Source organism: Synechococcus sp. CS-603 (assembly GCF_977929215.1).
On the sequence record NZ_OZ376778.1, the window covers coordinates 637908 to 655701 of the forward strand.

The 17794-nt window shown below is 67.3% G+C and carries 16 protein-coding genes; 10 read left to right on the forward strand and 6 right to left on the reverse strand.

Annotation, left to right across the window (positions count from 1 at the left end):
* On the forward strand, window positions 1–699 hold the full coding sequence (locus ACXMDM_RS03390; protein ID WP_233831288.1) for a diacylglycerol/polyprenol kinase family protein: 699 nt from the start codon (window positions 1–3) through the stop codon (window positions 697–699).
* Here ACXMDM_RS03390 and ACXMDM_RS03395 read toward each other — a convergent pair.
* Window positions 690–1031: a hypothetical protein gene (locus tag ACXMDM_RS03395; protein ID WP_071800601.1), complete on the reverse strand. Its 342-nt coding sequence runs from the start codon at window positions 1029–1031 to the stop codon at window positions 690–692. The genes ACXMDM_RS03390 and ACXMDM_RS03395 overlap by 10 nt on opposite strands.
* A gap of 127 nt (window positions 1032–1158) precedes the next feature.
* Entirely contained in the window at window positions 1159–2232 is a 1074-nt protein-coding gene (locus ACXMDM_RS03400) for a 3-deoxy-7-phosphoheptulonate synthase (protein WP_071800602.1), read from the reverse strand.
* A gap of 130 nt (window positions 2233–2362) precedes the next feature.
* Between ACXMDM_RS03400 and acnB the strand changes: the two genes are divergently transcribed.
* From acnB to ACXMDM_RS03420, 4 genes are all read left to right on the forward strand, one after another.
* Entirely contained in the window at window positions 2363–4993 is a 2631-nt protein-coding gene (gene acnB / locus ACXMDM_RS03405; RefSeq protein WP_071800603.1) for a bifunctional aconitate hydratase 2/2-methylisocitrate dehydratase, read from the forward strand.
* A 19-nt stretch (window positions 4994–5012) separates the two neighbouring features.
* On the forward strand, window positions 5013–6452 hold the full coding sequence (locus ACXMDM_RS03410; protein WP_162922853.1) for a ClC family H(+)/Cl(-) exchange transporter: 1440 nt from the start codon (window positions 5013–5015) through the stop codon (window positions 6450–6452).
* Between the two features lie 176 nt (window positions 6453–6628).
* A complete protein-coding gene (locus ACXMDM_RS03415; RefSeq protein WP_071800604.1) occupies window positions 6629–7078 on the forward strand; it encodes a hypothetical protein in 450 nt (149 codons plus the stop codon).
* 106 nt (window positions 7079–7184) lie between these two features.
* Entirely contained in the window at window positions 7185–8783 is a 1599-nt protein-coding gene (locus ACXMDM_RS03420; protein WP_259722712.1) for a B12-binding domain-containing radical SAM protein, read from the forward strand.
* On the opposite strand, the gene ACXMDM_RS03425 is transcribed toward ACXMDM_RS03420, so the two are convergent.
* Window positions 8740–10029: an O-antigen ligase family protein gene (locus ACXMDM_RS03425; RefSeq protein ID WP_071800606.1), complete on the reverse strand. Its 1290-nt coding sequence runs from the start codon at window positions 10027–10029 to the stop codon at window positions 8740–8742. The two genes, ACXMDM_RS03420 and ACXMDM_RS03425, sit on opposite strands and share 44 nt — an antisense overlap.
* A 3-nt stretch (window positions 10030–10032) precedes the next feature.
* The gene (purU, locus tag ACXMDM_RS03430) at window positions 10033–10887 is read right to left on the reverse strand and encodes a formyltetrahydrofolate deformylase (protein ID WP_071800607.1); all 855 of its coding nucleotides are present in this window, start codon (window positions 10885–10887) and stop codon (window positions 10033–10035) included.
* Between the two features lie 76 nt (window positions 10888–10963).
* On the opposite strand from purU, the gene psbQ reads away from it, so the two are divergent.
* Window positions 10964–11419, forward strand: a complete 456-nt coding sequence (gene psbQ, locus ACXMDM_RS03435; protein ID WP_071800608.1) for a photosystem II protein PsbQ — start codon at window positions 10964–10966, stop codon at window positions 11417–11419.
* 22 nt (window positions 11420–11441) lie between these two features.
* On the forward strand, window positions 11442–12548 hold the full coding sequence (locus ACXMDM_RS03440; protein WP_071800609.1) for an NAD(P)/FAD-dependent oxidoreductase: 1107 nt from the start codon (window positions 11442–11444) through the stop codon (window positions 12546–12548).
* Here the strand turns inward: ACXMDM_RS03440 and dnaK are convergent.
* Window positions 12532–14445, reverse strand: a complete 1914-nt coding sequence (gene dnaK, locus ACXMDM_RS03445) for a molecular chaperone DnaK (protein WP_071800610.1) — start codon at window positions 14443–14445, stop codon at window positions 12532–12534. The two genes, ACXMDM_RS03440 and dnaK, sit on opposite strands and share 17 nt — an antisense overlap.
* Window positions 14446–14591: 146 nt before the next feature.
* Between dnaK and ACXMDM_RS03450 the strand changes: the two genes are divergently transcribed.
* From ACXMDM_RS03450 to rpsF, 3 genes are all read left to right on the forward strand, one after another.
* Window positions 14592–15470 carry a shikimate dehydrogenase gene (locus ACXMDM_RS03450; protein WP_071800611.1) on the forward strand — a complete coding sequence of 293 codons (879 nt, stop codon included), beginning with the start codon at window positions 14592–14594 and terminating at the stop codon, window positions 15468–15470.
* A gap of 24 nt (window positions 15471–15494) precedes the next feature.
* Window positions 15495–15959: a Tic20 family protein gene (locus tag ACXMDM_RS03455; RefSeq protein ID WP_071800612.1), complete on the forward strand. Its 465-nt coding sequence runs from the start codon at window positions 15495–15497 to the stop codon at window positions 15957–15959.
* Window positions 15960–16068: 109 nt separating this feature from the next.
* Window positions 16069–16416, forward strand: coding sequence for a 30S ribosomal protein S6 (gene rpsF, locus ACXMDM_RS03460; RefSeq protein WP_071800613.1), 348 nt, complete (start codon window positions 16069–16071; stop codon window positions 16414–16416).
* 145 nt (window positions 16417–16561) lie between these two features.
* Here rpsF and ACXMDM_RS03465 read toward each other — a convergent pair whose 3' ends face one another.
* Window positions 16562–17794 (reverse strand): argininosuccinate synthase, encoded by a 1233-nt coding sequence (locus ACXMDM_RS03465; protein ID WP_071800614.1) that lies wholly within the window; start codon window positions 17792–17794, stop codon window positions 16562–16564.

Below are 17794 nucleotides of genomic sequence, written 5' to 3' on the forward strand. Positions count from 1 at the left end.
CTGCAGAGCTGGTGGGCTGGCCTGGCTGGCTGGAGCCAGCAGGTGCTTGGTGTGGGAGCCGTGGCCCTTTGGCTTGCTGCCGTGGTCGCTGCGGCCCTCGGCGTGCGCTGGCTCTGGCCGCAGCAACGGGAATGGAGCCGGAAGTTGCTGCACATCGGCACCGGGCCGGTGGTGCTGATCGCCTGGGCCCTGGGAATCGATCGCTGGATCGCCCTGCCTGCCGCGGCCTTGGTCACCCTGATCACGGCCCTCAACCACCGCTTTCGCCTCCTGCCGGCCATTGAGGATGTGGGCCGCGCCAGCTACGGCACGGTGGCCTATGGAGCGGCGATCACCCTGCTGTTCGGCCTCTTCTGGCCCCTCCACGCCGATGCCGTCGCGGCCGGGGTGCTGGTGATGGCCCTCGGTGACGGCCTTGCCGGCCTGCTGGGAGCGGCGATCCCCTCCTGGAGCTGGAGGGTCTGGGGGCAGCGCAAATCGCTGCTAGGCACAACCACGATGGCGTTGGTCGGATTGGCCGTGTTGCTGGCCCTGCGGGCCGCCATCGACCTGGGGAGCGCGGAGCTACCCACCGCCAGCCTGGCGGGGATCGCTGTAGTGGCGACACTGCTGGAGCAGGTCGCCGTCCTCGGGCTCGACAATCTGAGCGTGCCGGTGATCACCGGCCTGCTCTGGGCCTGGCTGGCGGCTCAGGCCTGAAGCATGCGTTCACAGCGGTTCTGCCAATCGTCGTGGGTGCCGAGGCCGGCCACCAGCAGGCGATCGGCTGGCTCCTGACGCAGACGCCACTGCCATTGGCGGATCACCTCGGCCCGCTCCATCCAGACATTGAGCACCGTGCTCTCGATCCCCTCGGCGTCCCAGCCCCGCCGCTGGCAGGAGGCCTGGGCCCAGCCGAGCAGGTCGTCGAGCTGGAAGGGACGGAAGCCGGCAAACACCGGACCGGATTGTGGCGTTGCGGCGGCACTCTGCTCGAGATAAAAGATCTGCAGTGGCTCTGAGAGTCCACAGAATTGAAGGAGATAGGCCATCGTCCAATCACCCAGCGAAAGGATGGGCGAAACTTAAGCAATCCCCAGCAAAGAGCTGTTCAGCCAGAACGTTTTGTTGCAGTCAAACTAAACCTGGCAATCACAACTCGCGAGTGCCAAAAAGAGTTCAGACCGGGGCCAGCGAGGCCGCCTGCAACTCCGCCACCGCCTCGGCCAGCTCCTTGAGCAGCGCCTGGGTGGTAGCCAGATCAATGCAGGCATCGGTGATGCTCTGGCCGTAGGTGAGCGTGGAGCGGTCCGAAGCGATCGCCTGGTTGCCGGCCACCAGATGGCTTTCGAGCATCAGCCCCATCACCGGCGAGGAGCCCTGGCGCACCTGCTGGGCCACCTGGCGTAGCACCTCAGCCTGGAGCCGGTAATCCTTGTTGGAGTTGCCATGGCTGCAATCCACCATCAACCGAGGCGGCAGGCCGGCTTTGGCCAGGCTGGAGGCAGCGGCGGCCACGGCCTCACCGTGATAGTTGCTGCCGCCTTTGCCGCCGCGCAACACCAGGTGGCCGTCAGGGTTGCCGGTGGTGGAAACGATGGCGGCATGGCCCAGCTGACTGATGCCAAGGAAATGATGGGGGCGGGCAGCCGCTTCCATGGCGTTGATCGCTGTGAGCACGCTGCCATCGGTGCCGTTCTTGAAGCCGATCGGCATCGACAGTCCCGAGGCCATCTCCCGGTGGGTCTGGCTTTCGGTGGTGCGGGCACCGATGGCCGTCCAGCTGATCAGATCGGCGATGTATTGGGGCACCACCGGATCAAGAAGTTCTGTGGCCGCCGGCAGACCCAGCTCAGCGAGGTGCAGCAGCAGGCCACGGGCCAGGCGCAGACCGGTGTTGATGTCGTAGCTGTGATCCAGGTGCGGATCGTTGATCAGCCCCTTCCAGCCCACGGTGGTGCGCGGCTTCTCGAAGTAAACGCGCATCACCACCTCGAGCTGCTGGTGATGGAGCCGCTGGGTTTCGGCGATCGCGGCCGCGTACTCGCGGGCGGCGCCTAAGTCATGGACCGAGCAGGGGCCGACGATCACCAGCAGCCGTGGATCGCGGCCATGCAGGATCGCCTTGATCCGCTCCCGCGCCCCTGAAACGGTGGCGGCGGCTCCGGGCGAAAGGGGCAGTTCACGGTGCAGGACAGCGGGAGCGACCAGCGGCCGGGTCTCGACCACATGCAGGTCAGAGGTGGGGTTCATGCCGGTCGCGCTCGAGAACCGTGGACGGATCATCCAGCCTAAACAGTCAGAACACCCCCGTATTGGCAGCGATGACGACCACCTCTGTCAAAACGGGGGCGAGAATGGGGCCTCCTAACATTGGATTGGAATGCAGGCCGTCACCTCTGCCCCCTTCGACCTTCTGGCCAGCTACCGCCAGGAGGCGGCGGAGCGCGAGGCCCAAGGTGTCCTGCCCCTGCCGCTCACGGCCGCCCAGACCCAGGCCCTGACGGCCCTGCTGGAGCAACCCCCCGCCGGCGAGGACGCCGTGCTGCTCGATCTGCTCAGCGAGAGGATTCCACCGGGGGTGGATGAGGCGGCGTATGTCAAGGCCACCTGGCTGAACGCCGTCGCCCGGGGCGAGGCCGTCAGCCCGCTGCTGAGCCCGATCGAGGCCACCCGCCTGCTGGCCACCATGATCGGCGGCTACAACGTCAGTGCCCTGGTCGGCCTGCTGAGCCACGCCGATGCCGCCATCGCCGCCGAGGCGGCCACGGGCCTGAGCCGCACCCTGCTCGTCTACGACGCCTTCCACGACGTACTTGAGCTCGCCGCCAGCAACCCCTGGGCGAAGCAGGTGGTGGAGAGCTGGGCCGCGGCCGAGTGGTTCACCGCCAGGCCCGGGCTGCCCGAAGCCATCAGCGTCACCGTGTTCAAGGTGGAGGGCGAGACCAACACCGACGACCTCTCCCCGGCCACCCACGCCACCACCCGCCCCGACATCCCGCTGCACGCCATGGCGATGCTGGAGACCCGCATGCCCGGCGGCCTCAAGCTGATCGAGCAGCTCAAGGCCAAGGGCCATCCCGTCGCCTACGTGGGCGATGTGGTCGGCACCGGCAGCTCGCGCAAATCAGCGATCAACTCGGTGCTCTGGCACACCGGTACCGACATCCCCCATGTGCCCAACAAGCGTGGGGGGGGCGTGATCCTGGGCGGAAAGATCGCCCCGATCTTTTTCAACACCGCCGAGGATTCCGGCGCCCTGCCGATCGAATGCGATGTCTCGGCGCTGAACTCGGGCGATGTGATCACGATCCGCCCCCACGTCGGCACGATCGAGCGGGCCGAAGGCGAGGCCAACGCCGGTGAGGTGGTGGCCCGTTTTGAGCTCAAGCCCAGCACCATCGCCGATGAGGTGCGCGCCGGCGGCCGCATCCCCCTGCTGATCGGCCGTTCACTCACCGACAAGGTGCGAACCCAGCTGGGCCGGCCGCCCTCGGAGTTGTTCATTCGCCCGTCGGCGCCGGCTGAAACGGGCAAAGGCTTCACCCTGGCCCAGAAAATGGTGGGCCAGGCCTGCGGCCTGAGCGGCGTGCGGCCCGGCACCAGCTGTGAGCCACTGATGACCACCGTGGGCAGCCAGGACACCACCGGGCCGATGACCCGCGATGAGATGAAGGAGCTGGCCTGCCTCGGTTTCTCCGCTGATCTGGTGCTGCAGAGCTTCTGCCACACCGCCGCCTACCCCAAGCCGGTGGATCTGAAAACCCACGCCGAACTGCCCGATTTCATCAGCTCCCGCGGCGGCGTCGCCCTGCGCCCCGGCGACGGCATCATCCACAGCTGGCTGAACCGCATGCTCCTGCCCGACACCGTCGGCACCGGCGGCGACAGCCACACCCGCTTCCCGCTCGGCATCTCCTTCCCGGCCGGTTCTGGCCTGGTGGCCTTTGCCGCCGCCATCGGCGCCATGCCGCTTGACATGCCGGAATCGGTGTTGGTGCGGTTCACCGGCTCGCTCCAGCCCGGCGTCACCCTGCGCGATGTGGTGAATGCGATCCCCTATGTGGCGATCCAGAAGGGGCTGCTCACCGTGGCCAAAGCCGGCAAGGTCAACGTCTTCTCCGGCCGGATCATGGAGATCGAGGGCCTGCCCGATCTCAAGCTGGAGCAGGCGTTTGAGCTCACCGACGCCACCGCCGAGCGCTCCTGCGCGGGGTGCACGATCAAGCTCTCCGAGGCCACGGTGGCGGAGTATCTCAGCAGCAACGTGGCCCTGCTCAAGAACATGATCGCCCGCGGTTACGACGACGCCCGCACGATGGCGCGGCGGCTGCGGGCGATGGAGGCCTGGCTGGCCGATCCCCAGCTGATGGCCGCCGATGCCGACGCCGAGTACGCCGAAGTGATCGAGATCAACCTCGATGACCTCACCGAGCCGGTGCTGGCCTGCCCCAACGATCCCGACAACGTCAAGCTGCTCTCGGAGGTGGCCGGTGCAGCGATCGATGAGGTGTTCATCGGCTCCTGTATGACCAACATCGGCCACTACCGGGCCGCCGCCACCGTGCTCAAGGGGGCCGGCAGCAGCCAGGCCAGGCTCTGGGTCTGCCCGCCCACCCGCATGGACGACGAGATGCTGCGGGCGGAGGGCTACACGGCGATCTTCGAGGCCGGCGGCGCCCGCATGGAACTGCCCGGCTGTTCGCTCTGCATGGGCAACCAGGCCCGCGTCGACGACAACACCACCGTGTTCTCGACCAGCACCCGCAACTTCAACAACCGCCTCGGCAACGGCGCCCAGGTGTACCTGGGCAGCGCCGAACTGGCCGCCGTCTGCGCCCTGCTGGGCCACATCCCCACCCCGGCCGAATACCTGGAGATCGCGGCCGCCAAGATCGATCCGCTGGCGGCCGATCTCTACCGCTACCTCAATTTCGATCAGATCGAGGGCTTCGGTGACGAGGGCCGGGTGCTGAGCAGCGCCGAGCAGGCCAACGTGCTGGCGGAGGTCTGAGGGGAGGCGCGGGCCCCTGATGCACGCCAAAGCCAGCGGCCGGACCAAACCTGAGCAGCAACGGCTTCAGACCGTCACGATCCGGCGGCTGCTCGAGAACAAGTGGCTGGCCGTGGTCCTGGCCCTGATGCTCACCGGTCTGGGTGCCGCCACCGCCGGCTTGTTCCTCAAACTCGGCCTCGACAACCTCGGCCGGGCCCGGCTGCAGTTGCTTGAGCTTGGACCTTCCCTGCTGCTGCTGCCGGCAATCGGCGGCGCTGGCGGCTTGATCGGCGGTTTGCTGGTGCAGACCCTGGCCCCGGCAGCCCAGGGTTCCGGCATCCCCCAGGTGATCCAGTACCTGCGCCGGCAGCCGATTCCGATGGGGCTGCAGGTGGGCGTGGTCAAGTTGATCGCCAGCATCGTGGCGATCGGCAGCGGCTTCCCCCTTGGCCCTTCAGGCCCCTCGATTCAGATGGGCAGCTCGATGGGCTGGCAGGTGGCGCGCTGGATCAAGGCGCCCAGTTCCTTCCTGCGCATGATCGTGGCCGCCGGTGGCGGCGCCGGCATTGCCGCTGTCTTCAATGCCCCGATCGCCGGCTTTTTCTACACGATCGAGGAACTGCTCAAAGGAGCCCGCCCGGTGGTGATGCTGCTGGTGCTGGTCACCACCTTCTGGGCCGACACCTGGGCCGACCTGCTGGGCCTGGCCGGACTGGGACCGACGGCCAGCGGCTGGAATCCAGGCGGCAGCCTGGAGCTGGAGCGCCAGGTGTTGCCGTTCATCCAGGTGCTGCCGATCGATCTGGTGGTGCTGTTCGGCTTCGGAGGCCTGGTGGCCTTCGCCGCCGAGGCCTATTGCCGCTTCGTGGTGGTGCTGCAACGGCTACGCCGCCAATGGCAGGTGCCACTGGCGGCGGGCATGGCCTGCACCGGCGTGCTGATCGGACTGGTCGACGCGCTGCTGCCGACTGACTTCATCAACCGCGCCGGCATCCGCCAGGTGGTGGTGGAAGGCGACGTGGACATTTCCCGTGCCCTGGCGATCTTTGTGGTGCTGTTCTTCAGCACCGGTCTGGCCGCCGCCGCCGGTACCCCCGGCGGACTGTTCGCGCCGATGCTGACGCTGGGCGGTGCCCTTGGCCTGGCCGCCGCCGGTCTGATCGAGCAGTGGGGCGGTCAGGCCCCCAGCACCGTGGTGTTTGCCGGCATGGGGGCCTTCATGGCGGCCTGCGCGCGCACACCGATGACGGCCATGTTCCTCACCTTCGCCCTCACCAAGGATCTGTTGATCCTCAAACCGTTGATGGTGGCCTGCCTGGGCAGCTTTCTGATGGCCCGGGTGTTTCACAAGCATTCGATCTTCGAACGCCTGATTTCCCTGGGACCTCCCTGGCGCGAACCTCCACCCTCCAGCGGGACCATTGGCACAAAGGAACTCACCCTTCCCTCAGTGCCGCTGCCGCCCAGAAAGCTCTGATGGGGCGTGGCTTGTTGAGCGTCGCCAGCCATGGGGCTCGCAGCTGAGTGGAAAGGCCGGGACGGCCTGCGCGGAACGATCTGTGTTGATCATGACCAATTCCAAAGAAGAGCGAACCCGCTGGGTGAATCCCACAGGGATCGGTAGGTTGCTCTGGACACAAGATTGCCTTCCTTATGACTGCATGGCCTCGGCTTCTCGGCACCTACACCGTCCTCCTCGCCGCCGCCGGCTCTCTGGCCCTTGGCGGCTGCAGCGGCACCAAGGAGTCCATGAAACAGGCTGGTGACAAGATGGGTGATGCAGGCCAGACGGCCGCCAGCGGGGCCGCACAGACGGCCCTGGCCCCCGCCGTCAATCCAGTCATCGACATGCTCCAGGAAGGACGCAGCGAAGTGGAGGCTGGCAATCTGGACAAAGCCAGCGCCACGATGGCCGGCTTCAAGCCGCTCTGGGAGAAGGCTTCACCGGTGATCAAGCCCCTGGCTGGCGACAAGTTCCCCGCCATCGAAAACGCCGCCAACACCCTGATCAGCACCTTCAGCGGTGGGCAGCCGGACGCCGGGCCTGCCTCCGCTGCGATCAGTGGATTGCTCGGACCGCTCTCCTCCCTGATGGGCAGCTAGCCCGATGGGGTGACACGCTGGAAGGCCGACCCTTTTCGGCTAACCCCTGAACCAGGAGATCCTGCTATTCGAGCCGGCCCAACCGGCCGCCGATGCGCTCAAGGCGGTGCTGGCCTTCCCCAGCACCTACACCGTCGGGATCACCAGCCTGGGCTACCAGGTGGTCTGGGCAGCCCTGGCCAGCCGGGGTGATCTCGACGTGCGGCGTTTGTTCACCGACCAGGGCGATCCGGCTCACCGCCACTGCGATCTGTTCGGGCTGTCGTTGAGCTGGGAGCTTGATGCCCCGGTGCTGCTCGATTTTCTCGAGCGTCAGCACATCCCGCTCTGGAGCAGCGAGCGCGGCGAGCGCGATCCGCTCGTGTTCGGGGGCGGGCCGGTGCTGACCGCCAACCCCGAGCCGCTCGCGCCCTTTTTCGATGTGCTGCTGCTCGGGGACGGCGAGCTGCTGCTGCCCGCCTTCATCGATGCCGTCCAGGCCCACCGGGGAGCGCCCCGGGCCGAGCGACTGCGAGCCCTGGCGGCGGTGCCGGGCGTCTATGTGCCGGCGCTCTATGCCCCCCGCTACAGCAGCGACGGCCAGCTGCTGGGCGTCGAGCCGATCGGCAGCGGCATCCCGGCCCGGGTGGCCAAGCAGACCTGGCGAGGCAACACCCTCAGCCACTCGATGGTGATCACGCCGGAAGCGGCCTGGCCCTCGATCCACATGGTGGAAGTGGTTCGCAGCTGCCCGGAGCTCTGCCGCTTCTGCCTGGCCAGCTACCTCACCCTGCCGTTCCGCACCCCCAGCCTTGATGACGGCCTGATCCCGGCGGTGGAGAAGGGCTTAGTCGCCACCCAGCGCCTGGGGCTGCTGGGAGCGTCCGTCACCCAGCACCCCCAGTTCGCCGACCTGCTGAGCTGGCTCGATGGCGACCGCTTCGAGGACACCCGGGTGAGCGTCAGCTCGGTGCGCGCCGCCACGGTGACCCCCCAGCTGGGGCGGATCCTGGCGCGGCGGGGCAGCAAATCGCTGACGATCGCGATCGAAAGCGGCAGCGAGCGCCTGCGGCGGGTGGTCAACAAAAAGCTGGAGAGCGAGGAGATCTTCGCGGCCGCCCGCTACGCCAAAGAAGGCGGATTGAGCGGCCTGAAGCTCTATGGCATGGCCGGTTTGCCCAGCGAAACCAACGACGACATCGAGGCCACCGCCGCCCTGTTGATCGCGCTCAAGGGCGCCACCCCAGGTCTGCGCCTGTCGCTGGGGGTGAGCAGCTTCGTGCCCAAGGCCCACACCCCCTTCCAGTGGGAGGGGGTGCGGCCGGAGGCAGAGAAACGGCTGAAGCTGCTGGCCAAGCGGCTCCAACCCAAAGGCATCGCGCTCCGCCCCGAGAGCTATGGCTGGAGCGTCATCCAGGCGCTGCTCTCGCGCAGCGATCGCCGTCTGGCGGCCGTGATTGCTGCGGTGCGTGGCAACAACAACACCCTGGGGGGCTGGAAGAAGGCCTATCGCGCCGTGGCCGCCGAAACGCCAGCGCCCGGATCAGCCCCTCTGCCCGCCTGGCAGGAGGTGATCCACGCCAGCTGGAGCCCCGATCGGGTTCTCCCCTGGGACCATCTCGACGGCCCCCTGCCGAAAGCCACCCTGGCCGGCCATCACCGCGACGCCCTCGCCATTGGCCTCACCGCTGCGCCGGCTGTGATGGCTGCAGAAGGGTCGCCCTGATCCCCGCCATCAGAATCCAGCCCACCACATTGATCCTGCTGTCGTAGAGCGGCATGTCGGTGGCATGGAGCGCGACCAGCACCAACGCCGCCGCCCACCAGGCCCGCTCGAAAACCGCTCCGGTGGCCATGCCCCGCTGGGCGGAGCGGATCAGCAACCAGGCCACCAGCCCGACCAGCAGCAGCGCCACCGGCAGGCCATGGCTCAGGGCCAGATCAATCGGCAGGTTGTGGGGATGGCCATGCCAGAAGCCTGTGCGCAGCGGGTAGATCACGCTGAACGCGGCCGCACCCCAGCCCAGCCAGGGGCGCTCCGCCACCAGCTGGAGCGCCACACCCCACTGGCTCAGCCGGGTGATCGCCAGGGGGCGCTCGCTTGCGAAGGTGAGATCGCTCAACCGGCCCCAGATGCCATCGGGCACCAGGCTCCGGGCCGGTTGCTGGATGGCTGCTGGCACACCGGAAAGGCTGGCCAAGCCCACAGGAATCAGCAGTAGCAACAAAAGGGGCAGCAGCCACAGCCAGTTGGCTGGACCGGCCACGATCGGCAACACCAGCACCAGGGCCCCCCAGGCATTGCGCGAATCGGTGAGCGCCAGGGCTGCCACCAGGGAGCTGGCCACGGCCAGGGCCGCCAGACGGCGCGGCCACACCTGGCGGGGCTGCATCAGGGCCGCCAGGGCGAATGGCCAGGCCAGGGCCAGCCAGGCCGCGGCGATATTGGCGTAATCGAACAGGCCCGCCAGCCGACCCGTGGGGTTGCCGCCTGCCTTGAGGTGCCAGATGATCAGGCCACCGAGGCTTTGGAAGGGTCCGCTCCAGCCCCAGAAGAGCTGGCCCAGGCCGGTGAGGATCACCGGCACCGTGCCAGCCAGTATCCAGAGCGCCACCCGGCGGCGGGCCTGCGCTTCGCCCAGGTAGGGCTGAAATCCCCAGAAGGCCCAGAAGAATGGGAGCCAGTTGCCCAGGCCCACCCAGGCCAGCCAGCCGCTGCTGGCCGTGAAGCCGCCCAGCAGCATCAGGGCCGCCAGCAAGAGCAGCACCGCGTTGACCCGGTCGGCCAGGAACGGCTGGCGCCCGCGGCCGCCGAGCACCAGGGCGATCAGCAGCAGCGGACCACCGAGCAGGGCGCTGCTGGCAAGCAGGAACATCCCGAGCTGAAAGCACCTCCAGCCGAGTGGCGAGGCCGCCTCGGGCCTGGTGCTGTCGAGACGACGCAGAACAGCACCAGGGTCAGGCCGCGCCATCGCTTAGGAGAACACCGCCGTGCGGCCTCCGTACACCATCACCTGGCGGCGCAGGTGAACCCGAAGGGCGCGGGCCAGGGCCAGCCGTTCGCTGTCGCGGCCCTTGCGGATCAGATCCTCCACCTCATCGCGGTGACTCACCGCCACGGTGGCCTGCTCAATGATCGGCCCGGCATCGAGTTCCTCGGTCACGTAGTGGGCCGTCGCTCCGATCAGCTTGACGCCGCGCTGCCAGGCCCGTTGGTAGGGCTGGGCCCCTTGGAAGGCCGGCAGGAAGGAATGGTGGATGTTGATCACCGGTGGGCAGCCGGCCAGGAAGGTGGGACTGAGCACCTGCATGTACTTGGCGAGCACCACCAGCTCGATGCCCTCCTCGGCCAGCAGGGCCAACTGGGCCGCTTCGCCCTCCTCCCGGCTGGCCGCAGAGATCGGCCGATGGGCGAAGCGAGCACCGAACGTCTCCGCCAAAGGCCTGAGGTCGGGATGGTTGGAGACCACCAGCGGCACCTGCATCGGCAGTTCACCGGCCTTGGTGCGCCAGAGCAGATCCACCAGGCAGTGGTCCTGCTTGCCCACAAAGATCGCCACCCGGGGCAGGGAATCAGAGAAGTGGAGCTGGCCTTCGCCGCCGAGTCGCTCGGCCAGGGCCAGCGCGGCTGGGGCGATCGCGTCGCGGGGCAAGCCGAAACCCTCAAGCTGCCATTCGATGCGGCTGAGGAAGAGACCGGCCCCAGCATCGGTGTGGTGATCGGCATGGCGGATGTTGCCGCCATTGGCGGCCACCCAACCGGAGAGCGCACTGACCAGACCTGGCCGGTCCGGGCAGATCAACTGGAGGATCGCCGTTGGGGTGCTCATCGCCGCATCGGCTCGCCAAAGCGGCATTGTGCCCGCCCGGAGCCGGCCTAAAGTCCCGCCGACCGTCTCAGACGCCATGGCTGCCCTGTTGAAGCGAATCGCCCTTCTCTGTCTGGCCGTGGTGCTCTCGTTCGGCCTCACCGCCTGCGGCGGCGCCCAGGCCAAAGCCCCCACGATCAGCGCCGAGGATCTGGCGACGATCCAGCGCCAGGCCGAAGGTTTCCTTGCCGCCAAAGACCGGCTGCCCGAGCTGGCCGAGCTGGTGAACGAACGCAACTGGGTGTTCACCCGCAACTTGATCCACGGACCGATGCAGGAAGTGGGGCGCCAGATGCTCTACATCAACCAACGCCTGCTGCCCGCCGACCGCCCCGAGGCCAACAAGTTGGCCGCCAGACTCAAGGGCGCCCTGGCTGAACTCGACGAGTCGGCCCGCCTCCAGGACGGCGAGCGTTTGCGCAAGGCCTACATCAAGGTGGCCAGCGGCTTCGGCAACTACGGCGAAGTGCTGCACGCCGACGGCATCTCCTGAGCGAGTCGGGCCATCGGTTGGCATGGTGATCGGCAACCGTCGCGACCGTGACCGCGTGCTGGTCATCGGCGCCGGCATCGTCGGCCTGGCCAGCAGTTGGAGGCTGCAGCGCCTTGGCTATGCCGTGACACTCGTGGACCCGGCAGCAGCCGGGCCCCAGCCCGCAGGCAGCGGCAGCAGTGCCGCCCTCGGGGTGTTCATGGGCGATGTCTTCCATCGCGCCAGCGGGCGGGCCTGGCGATTGCGTCAGCAATCCCTTGATCTCTGGCGCCGCTGGTCGGCGGATCTGGCAGCCCAGGGCCTGCCCCTGTCGTTCCAGGCCGGCCTGTTGCTGCTGGCCGCAACAGCCGAGCAGGAGGTCCGCCTGCAACGGTTGGCGCACGAACGCCAGCAGGCAGGCCTGCCCCTCGAACTCTGGTCCAAGCAGCAGCTGCGGCGCCTGACACCATCGCTGCCTGCTGGCGCCTTGTGCGGCCTGTTCTCCCCCCGGGACGGCCAGCTGGATCCGCTTGAAGCCATGCGGGCCTTCCGCAGCGATGGCCAACGCGCAGGCCTGGAACTGCGCCATGGGGCCGTGGTCCGCCTGGGGCGCCTCGCCGGCGCTGACTGGCAGGTGGAGCTGGAAGGCGGTGAAACCCTTGAAGCCAGCTGGGTGGTGCTGGCCAGCGGGCTTTCAACCCCGGCACTGCTGGAGCCCCTGGGGCATGAACGCCCCCTGGAGGCGGTGCTCGGCCAGGCGGTGGAGCTGCAGCTCCCGGCTGGCGCCCCGGCCTTCGCGCACTGGCCGGGGGCGGTGGTGTGGCAAGGGGTGAACCTGATCCCTAGGCCGGATGGAAGGCTGTGGCTGGGGGCCACGTTGGAGCCGGGACAAGTCGCCGATCCCCAGAGCCTGGAACCACTGCTTCAGCTCGGTGGTCAAGCGCCCGCCTGGCTGCGTGAGGCCGAACTGGTGAGCCGCTGGCAAGGGCTTCGCGCCAGGCCCATCGGCAGACCGGCGCCCCTGCTCGAGGTGCTCGAGCAGGGGCTGGTGTTGGCCTGCGGGCACTACCGCAACGGCATCCTGCTGGCGCCGGCCAGCGCCCAGTGGGTCACTGACCAGATCGAGGCCGGGATCACTTGCTCTCGGTGAACTCGGCGTCGATCACATCCTCAGCCGCGCCGGCACTGCCGGCCGAGCTGCCGTTGTCGCCCGTCCCGTTGGCTGCGGCTCCATCGGCGGCGGCACCCGCCTGCTGGTACACCGAGGCACCGGCGGCATAGAGGGCCTGCTGGAGTTGTTCCAACACGGTTTTGATCGTGGGGTAATCCTCCTGGGCAATCGCCTCCTTGAGCTGGGTGGAGTAGCCTTCCACCTTGCCCTTGTCTTCAGCGCTCACCTTGTCGCCGAGCTCGCCGAGCTGCTTCTCGGCCTGGTACACCAGGGTTTCGGCCTGGTTCTTGAGGTCGATGCGCTCGCGCTTCTCCTTGTCGGCGCTGGCATTGGCCTCAGCATCTTTCACCATCTTCTCCACCTCGTTCTCGCCGAGGGTGGAGGCGCCGGTGATCGAGATGCTCTGCTCCTTGCCGCTGCCCTTGTCCTTGGCGGTGACGCTGAGGATGCCGTTGGCGTCGATGTCGAAGGTGACTTCGATCTGGGGCACGCCGCGGGGGGAAGGCGGAATGCCATCGAGGCGGAAGGTGCCGAGACTCTTGTTGTCAGAAGCCAGCTCACGCTCGCCCTGGAGCACGTGAATCTCCACATTGGTCTGGCCATCCACAGCCGTGGAGTAGGTCTCCGATTTCTTGGTGGGGATCGTGGTGTTGCGGGTGATCATCTTGGTCATCACGCCACCGAGGGTTTCAACACCCAAGGAGAGCGGCGTGACATCCAGCAAGAGGATGTCCTTGACCTCACCGGCCAGCACACCGCCCTGAATGGCGGCGCCAACCGCCACCACTTCGTCGGGGTTCACGGTTTGATTCGGGCCTTTGCCGGTGATCCGCTTCACCAGTTCGAGCACGGCGGGGATGCGGGTGGAGCCGCCCACCATCACCACTTCATCAAGCTCGCTGGTGGAGAGCTTGGCGTCCTTGAGGGCCTGCTCCACCGGCACGCGGCAGCGATCGATCAGCTTGGAGGCCAGTTCCTCGAACTTGGCCCGCGTCAGGGTGAGATCGAGATGCTTGGGGCCTTCCGGCGTGGCCGTGATGAACGGCAGATTGATCTCGCTCTGGGTGGCGCTGGAGAGTTCGATCTTGGCCTTCTCGGCTGCCTCGGTGAGACGCTGCAGGGCCTGCTTGTCCTGGCGCAGGTCGATGCCTTCGTTGCTCTTGAAGGTGGCAGCCAGGTGATCGACGATCACCTTGTCGAAGTCATCGCCGCCCAGATGGGTGTCGCCGCTGGTGGAGAGCACCTCGAATACGCCATCGCCCACCTCCAGCACCGAGACGTCGAAGGTGCCGCCGCCGAGGTCGAAGACCAGGATGCGCTCGTTGCTCTTGCGATCGAGGCCATAGGCCAGAGCGGCCGCCGTGGGCTCGTTGATGATCCGCAGCACTTCGAGGCCGGCAATTTTGCCGGCGTCCTTGGTGGCCTGACGCTGGGAGTCGTTGAAATAGGCGGGGACGGTGATCACCGCCTGGGTGACAGTTTCACCGAGGTACTTACCGGCGTCTTCGGCGAGCTTGCGCAGCACTTCTGCTGATACTTCCTCAGGCGCGAACTGTTTGCTCAGCACCGGGCACTTCACCTTCACGTTGGAGCCGGCCTTCTCGACGCCGTAGCTCACTTCTTTGGATTCCTCGTTCACCTCATCCACCCGGCGGCCGATGAACCGTTTCACCGAATAGAAGGTGTTCTCCGGGTTCATCACCGCCTGGCGCTTGGCGATCTGACCCACCAGCTTGTCCTGGTTCTTGGTGTACGCGACCACCGACGGGGTGGTGCGAAAGCCTTCGGCGTTGGCAATCACCGTGGGCTTGCCGCCCTCCATCACCGCCACGCAGCTGTTCGTGGTGCCGAGATCAATGCCTACAACTTTGCCCATGGGTGCTTCCCCGCTTGGATCGAATGAGTTCCTTCCGTTGCATCCTCATCAGCAGAGGCCATCTGAGGCGAGGGGTGGTTTCCGAACCGCTGCCGTACCGTGCCGCCCATTGATCGCGGCAGAGTCGCGGCAGAGCGCCAGGATTCATGCCCGTTTCGATTTCAGGCCAGACAGCCCTGGTGGGGCTTCTCGGCGATCCGGTGGCTCACTCACTTTCGCCGGCCATGCACAACGCAGCCCTCGCTGAGCTGGGCCTGAACTGGCGCTACCTGGCCTTTCCGGTGGCCGCAGCGGAGCTGGGCACGGCCCTGCGGGGTCTTGAGGCCCTGGGCTGCCGTGGTCTGAACGTGACCCTGCCGCACAAACAGGCGGCGGCGGCGGCCGCGGCCGAGCTCACACCGCTGGCCGAGCGACTGGGCGCGGCGAACACCCTGGTGCGCCGCGCCGAAGGGGGCTGGCTCGGGGCCAACACCGATGTGGAGGGCTTTTTGGCCCCCCTGGGCGACCTGCCGAGCGGAGCCAGGGCGCTGGTGCTGGGCTGCGGCGGCAGTGCCCGGGCGGTGGTGGCGGGTCTGGTGGAGCGGAATCTGGAGGTGATCGAGCTGGCCGCCCGCGACCCCCAACGGCGCGCAGCCTTCCTCTCAAGCTGCCAGGCCTGGGCCCCCCAACTGCGCGGCCTTAATTGGACCAGCGAGCTGCTGCTGCCGGCCCTTGCCGCAGCCGATCTGGTCGTGAACACCACCCCGGTGGGCATGGCGGCTGACGCCTGCCCGCTGGCTCCAGCGGAGCTGGAGGCCTTGCGCCCCGAGACCCTTGTCTACGACTTGATCTACACGCCGCGGCCGAGTCGCCTGCTGCGGGAAGCCCGCGAGCGTGGCTGCCAAAGTCTGGACGGCCTGGAGATGCTGGTGCAGCAGGGAGCCGCAGCGCTACGGCTCTGGTTGGCCGCCGCCGGCGACGAAACCACCGTTCCGGTGGCAGCGATGCGGCAGGCCGCCCTCAACCAGCTCGGGCACGACCCCTAACCTTGGAAGACGCGGTCTGCCTCAATGCAAATTCCCCCCTGGCAACGCCTGCTGGCGCTGCTGGCCTACCTGTTGCCGTGGAGCGACGGCGTGATGTTCGGCGAATCGCTGTTCACGCTCTTCCCGGCCCTGCAGTGGACGGTCTTGCCGGCCCTGCCGTTGCTCAGCCTGCAGCGGCTGGTGCCGTTCGGCGGCTTCCTGCTGTTCCTGGCCCTGTTCCTGGGGGTGGTGCGCAACCAGCGCGTCCCTTACTTCATCCGCTTCAACGTCCTGCAGGCGATCCTGCTGGACATCGTGCTGATCCTGCTGTCCCTGGCATTCCGGCTGCTGCTGGCTCCGCTCGGCGGCAGTTTCGCCCTGCGCACGCTCAGCAACACCGTCTTCTTCGGCACCCTGCTGCTGGTGCTGTTCGCCGTGGTCCAGTGCGTACGCGGCAAGGAGCCCGATATCCCGACCGTGTCCGAGGCGGTGCGGATCCAGCTGTACTGAGGCGTCTGGACTGACGGGGTACGGTGCCGCGTTACGGTATCGAGTCCGTCGCTGGCAGCCGCAGGGCCGCTGGCCTCACTCGAGCCCGTCACGGAGGTTTCAGCCCGTCATGTCGCAGCAGCCCTACTACGAAACGATGTACATCCTTCGCCCGGACATCGCGGAGGAAGAAGTCGAAGGCCATGTCAACAAGTACCGCGATCTGGTCACCGAGGCCGGCGCCGAAGTGCTCGACACCCAGATGCGTGGCAAGCGCCGTCTGGCCTACACGATCGCCAAGCACCGCGAAGGCATCTACGTGCAGCTGAACCACAGCGGCGATGGCCAGCAGGTGGCGGCCCTGGAGCGGGCCATGCGGCTGAGCGAGGATGTGATTCGCTATCTCACCGTCAAGCAGGACGGCCCCCTGCCCGCCCCCCGCGGTGCCGGCGGCGAAGCGGTCAGCGCTGAAGCCTGAGCTAGCCACAACACCTCCACCATTTCTGGTCAAAAAGCCAGGCATCCCCCAACTGGATGCCTGGCTTTGGTTTTGAGATGGTTCGTCTGATCAGCGGCTCTTGAAGATGAGCTGTTCTTGGCCAGCGTGACTCCGCTGATTGGCCCTAGCGGCGCAAGCTGGCGGCCCAGAGCCGGGCCGGCAGCCCCCAGATATAGATGAATCCTTCGGAGGCGCGGTGATCAAAACGATCGTCGCCGCCATAGGTGGCCATGGTGGGCACGTAGAGGCTGTCCAAAGCTGAACTCCTGCCGATCACGGTGGCATTGCCCTTGTGCAGCCGGATCCGCACCGTGCCGTTCACCGTGGCCTGGGTGGCATCGAGGAAGCCATCGAGGGCCGCCTTGAGCGGGCCGAACCAGAGGCCCTGATACACCAGATCCGCCCAGCTGGACTCGATCTGGCGCTTGTAGCGCTGCACATCGGCCGCCAGGGTGAGGCTTTCGAGTTCCTGGTGAGCGCGAATCAACAGCAACAGGCCGGGAGTTTCATAGATCTCCCTCGACTTGATGCCCACCACCCGGTTCTCGATGATGTCCAGCCGACCGAAGCCGTGGCTGCCAGCCAGGTCATTGGCGCGCCGGACCAGGCTGACCGGATCGAGCATCTCGCCATTGAGGCTGACGGGATTGCCCTGCACGAAGCCGATCTCCACCACCTCGGGCTCTTCGGGGGCCGCCGCGATCGAGCGGGTCATGGCAAACACCTCCTCGGGTGGCTCCACCTGCGGATCCTCGAGGGGGCCGGCTTCAACACTGCGCCCGAGCAGGTTGAGGTCGATCGAATAGGGATTGGCCTTGCTCACCGGTGCCGGCATCCCGAAGCGCTCGCCGTAGGCGATCGTTTCCTCCCGGCTCATACCCCACTCCCGCGCCGGGGTGAGCACCTTGAGCTCGGGCGCCAGGCAGGCGATCGCCACGTCGAAGCGGACCTGGTCGTTGCCCTTGCCGGTGCAGCCGTGGGCGACGGCATCGGCGCCCACCAGGCGAGCCACCGCCACCAGCTCCCGGGCGATCAGCGGCCGGGCCAGGGCTGTGGAGAGGGGATAGCGACCCTCATAGAGGGCGTTGGCGCGAATGGCGGGGAAGGCGAACTCCGTGATGAACGGCTCAATCAGATCCCCCACCAGCGATTGGCTGGCGCCGGCTTCGAGGGCCTTGAGACGGATCGGTTCGAGCTCATCGCCCTGGCCCAGATCGGCGGCGAAGGTGATCACCTCCTCGACACCCCACTCCTCGCGCAGATAGGGAATGCAGACGCTGGTATCGACCCCACCCGAGTAGGCCAACACCACCTTGCGGGCACGCCCGACCCCTTGCCCCGCCAACTCCTCTCCCAT

Excerpts from the sequence above, each read along its gene's own strand:
- ACXMDM_RS03400 (WP_071800602.1), bottom strand. The coding sequence starts at position 2,232 with ATGAACCCCACCTCTGACCTGCATGTGGTCGAGACCCGGCCGCTGGTC.
- ACXMDM_RS03465 (WP_071800614.1), bottom strand. The coding sequence starts at position 17,794 with ATGGGAGAGGAGTTGGCGGGGCAAGGGGTCGGGCGTGCCCGCAAGGTG.
- ACXMDM_RS03455 (WP_071800612.1), top strand. The coding sequence starts at position 15,495 with ATGCAAATTCCCCCCTGGCAACGCCTGCTGGCGCTGCTGGCCTACCTG.
- ACXMDM_RS03450 (WP_071800611.1), top strand. The coding sequence starts at position 14,592 with ATGCCCGTTTCGATTTCAGGCCAGACAGCCCTGGTGGGGCTTCTCGGC.
- ACXMDM_RS03440 (WP_071800609.1), top strand. The coding sequence starts at position 11,442 with ATGGTGATCGGCAACCGTCGCGACCGTGACCGCGTGCTGGTCATCGGC.
- rpsF (WP_071800613.1), top strand. The coding sequence starts at position 16,069 with ATGTCGCAGCAGCCCTACTACGAAACGATGTACATCCTTCGCCCGGAC.
- psbQ (WP_071800608.1), top strand. The coding sequence starts at position 10,964 with ATGGCTGCCCTGTTGAAGCGAATCGCCCTTCTCTGTCTGGCCGTGGTG.
- acnB (WP_071800603.1), top strand. The coding sequence starts at position 2,363 with ATGCAGGCCGTCACCTCTGCCCCCTTCGACCTTCTGGCCAGCTACCGC.
- dnaK (WP_071800610.1), bottom strand. The coding sequence starts at position 14,445 with ATGGGCAAAGTTGTAGGCATTGATCTCGGCACCACGAACAGCTGCGTG.
- purU (WP_071800607.1), bottom strand. The coding sequence starts at position 10,887 with ATGAGCACCCCAACGGCGATCCTCCAGTTGATCTGCCCGGACCGGCCA.
- ACXMDM_RS03425 (WP_071800606.1), bottom strand. The coding sequence starts at position 10,029 with ATGGCGCGGCCTGACCCTGGTGCTGTTCTGCGTCGTCTCGACAGCACC.
- ACXMDM_RS03415 (WP_071800604.1), top strand. The coding sequence starts at position 6,629 with ATGACTGCATGGCCTCGGCTTCTCGGCACCTACACCGTCCTCCTCGCC.
- ACXMDM_RS03395 (WP_071800601.1), bottom strand. The coding sequence starts at position 1,031 with ATGGCCTATCTCCTTCAATTCTGTGGACTCTCAGAGCCACTGCAGATC.
- ACXMDM_RS03410 (WP_162922853.1), top strand. The coding sequence starts at position 5,013 with ATGCACGCCAAAGCCAGCGGCCGGACCAAACCTGAGCAGCAACGGCTT.